The following is a 3,202-nucleotide window of genomic DNA, read 5'->3' as shown; positions in this document are numbered from 1 at the left end:
GCCGAGCAGCGGGTGCCCGGCGGGGCTCAGGCCGAGCGCCGTGAGGTCGCCGGTCGACGCGGCGGGGCGGGGCTCGGGCCAGTAGGGGGTGCGCTGGAAGGGGTACGTCGGCAGGTCGACGCGGCGGGCGCCGGTGCCGGCGAAGACGGCGGACCAGGTGACCGGGGTGCCCGCGAGGTGGGCGCGGGCGACGGCGGCGACGAGGGTCTCGTCCTCCGGGGCGTTACCGCGCTGTGCGGCGACGCAGACCGGGGGTTCGTCGTCGGCGTCGAGGCAGTTCTGTGCCGAGCCGGTGAGGACGCCGTCGGGGCCGGCCTCCAGCAGGACGGTGACGCCCTGGGCGGCCAGGGTGCGCACCCCGTCGGCGAAGCGGACCGTCTCGCGGACATGACGCACCCAGTAGTCGGGCGAGCACGCCTGTTCGGGTGTGAGGAGTTCCCCGGTGAGGTCGGAGACGACGGGGATACGCGGGGGGCGGAGGTCGAGTGCGGCGACGACCCGGGCGAAGTCGTCGAGCATCGGCTCCATCAGCGGCGAGTGGAAGGCATGGCTGACCGTCAGGAACTTCGCCCGGATGTCCTGTTCGCGGAAGTGGTCGCGGAGTGCGGTGAGGGGCTCGGTGGGGCCGGAGAGGACGACGGAGCCGGGCGCGTTGACGGCGGCGACGGCGACGTCCGGGTGGTCCGCGAGGGCCTCGGCGGCCCGCTTCTCGTCTACGGCGACGGCGAGCATGCCCCCGCCGGACGGGAGTTGCTGCATCAGACGGCCGCGGGCGGCGATGAGCCGGCAGGCGTCGGGCAGGGTCAGCACCTCGGCGAGGTGCGCGGCGGTGATCTCGCCGACGGAGTGGCCCAGCAGGTAGTCGGCGCGTACGCCCCAGCTCTCCAGCAGCCGGTACAGGGCGGTCTCGAACGCGAACAGAGCGGGCTGGGTGTACTCGGTGCGGTGCACGGCCTCCGGGTCGGGGTCCCGCACGCCGGTGCCGAACACGATCTTGGCGAGGGGGCGGGGCAGATGCGGGTCGAGGTGGACGCACACCGCGTCGAAGGTCTCGGCGAACACCGGGTGGGCGGCGTACAGTTCGCGCCCCATGCCGAAGCGCTGGGCGCCCTGGCCGGTGAACAGCACGGCGAGGGTGCCCTCGCGGGCGGTGTCGCGCAGCACTCCGGGGGGCAGTTCGCCGGCGGCGAGGGCGGTGAGGGCGGCGCTCGCCCCGGCGCGGTCGCGGACGGTGGCGGCGGCCCGGTGGCCGAGGGCGGCGCGGGTGGTGGCCAGGGAGTGGGCGAGGTCCAGGGGGCTCAGGTCGGGGGCGGACTCCAGGCGGTCGAGGAGCCGGGCGGCCTGGTCGCGCAGGGCGTTCTCGTCGTGCGCGGACAGCAGCAGCGGCCAGGTGCGGGAGCCGTGGGCCGTCGCCTCGGGGGCGCCCGTGGTCGATGCGCCGGGGGCGGCCTGGGCCGTGCCGCCGGGCGTGGCTTCGGCGGTGCCGACCGGGGCGCTGCCGGCCGCGCCGGACGGTGCGGCAATGACGGCCGCCTCGGCGGTGTCCTCCTCGGGGGCCTGTTCCAGGACGACATGGGCGTTGGTGCCGCTGATGCCGAACGAGGACACGGCCGCCCGGCGGGGTCGGCCGGTCGTGGGCCACGGACGGTGGTCCGTGAGCAGTTCGACCGACCCGGCCGTCCAGTCGATCTGCTGTGACGGCCGCTCGACATGCAGGGTCCGGGGCAGTTCCCCGTGCCGCATCGCCAGCACGGTCTTGATGACGCCGCCGACGCCGGCCGCGGACATGGTGTGCCCGATGTTCGACTTCAACGAGCCGAGGTACAGGGGTCGTTCGCGGTCCTGGCCGTAGGTGGTGAGGAGCGCGTGCGCCTCGATGGGGTCGCCGAGCCGGGTGCCGGTGCCGTGGGCCTCCACGGCGTCCACATCCGCCGGGGAGAGACCGGCGTCGGCGAGGGCGTCCCGGATGACCCGTTGCTGGGCCTGGCCGTTGGGGGCGGTGAGGCCGTTGGAGGCGCCGTCCTGGTTGATGGCGGTACCGCGGACGACGGCGAGGACGGGGTGTCCGTTGCGGCGCGCGTCCGAGAGGCGTTCCACCAGGAGCAGGCCGACGCCCTCGGACCAGCCGGTGCCGTCGGCGGCGTCGGAGAACGCCTTGCACCGGCCGTCCGCCGCGAGGCCGCCCTGGCGTTCGAAGTCGGCGAAGAGGGAGGCGTCCGGCATGACGCAGACGCCACCGGCGAGCGCCAGGTCGCACTGCCCGGAGCGCAGCGCCTGGACCGCGTTGTGCAGGGCGACGAGGGAGGAGGAGCAGGCGGTGTCGACGGTGACGGCCGGGCCCTCCAGACCGAGGACGTAGGCGACCCGACCGGAGATGACGCTGGTGGCGGTGCCGGTGACGGCGTATCCGGCGAGTTGCTCGGAGCCGGGCGGGAACAGCAGCGAGTAGCCGAGCCCGGCGGCGCCGACGTACACGCCGGTGCGGGTGGAGCGCAGGGTCGTCGGGTCGATGCCCGCGTGTTCGATCGCCTCCCAGGACGTCTCCAGGAGCAGCCGCTGCTGCGGGTCCATGGTCAGCGCTTCGCGGGGGGTGATGCCGAAGAATCCGGGGTCGAAGCCGGCGACGTCGTCGAGGAAGCCGCCGCGGGCGGTGTCCTGGGCGCGCCAGCCCCGGTTGCGGGGGAAGCCGGTGATGCCGTCGCGGCCCTCGGCGAGCAGTTGCCACAGGTCGTCGGGGCTGGTGACGCCGCCGGGGAAGCGGCAGGCCATGCCCACGATCGCGAGCGGTTCACCGTCGGCGGCGGCCCGTCGCGCCGGTACGGTCCGCGTGGTCGCGGGCGTGTTCTCGGCGTCGTCGAACAGTTCCGCGTACAGGGCCCGGACCATGAGGCGGGGCGAGGGGTGGTCGAAGACGACGGAGACGGGCAGCCGCAGTCCGGTGGCGGTGGCCAGCCGGTTGCGGAAGTCGACCGCGGTCAGGGAGTCGAAGCCGAGTTCCTTGAACGGGCGGGCGGCCTGGACGGTGTCGGCGTCGGTGTGGCCGAGGGCCGCGGCGGCGGTGTCCCGGACCAACCGGAGCAGGGTCTGGGTGCGTTCGGTCTCGGTGAGGGGGGTGAGGCGGCCGCGCAGCGAGCCGGGGTCGCCGTCGCCCTCGCCGGCGGCGGCCGTGCGGCGCGCCCGGGCGGGCCGGGGAGTGGGGCGG

At 75.3% G+C, this 3,202-nt stretch carries 1 protein-coding gene; it reads right to left on the bottom strand.

Going from position 1 to position 3,202, the window contains the following annotated elements; genetic code table 11:
- On the bottom strand, positions 1–3,202 hold a 3,202-nt coding region (locus AOK23_RS12430; protein WP_157878013.1), incomplete at both ends, for a type I polyketide synthase.

It is taken from the genome of Streptomyces torulosus, from assembly GCF_001419765.1.
Lineage (GTDB): Bacteria > Actinomycetota > Actinomycetes > Streptomycetales > Streptomycetaceae > Streptomyces > Streptomyces torulosus.
The sequence above is the reverse complement of the archived record's forward strand: the minus strand, read 5'-3'. Positions and strand labels throughout refer to the sequence as shown.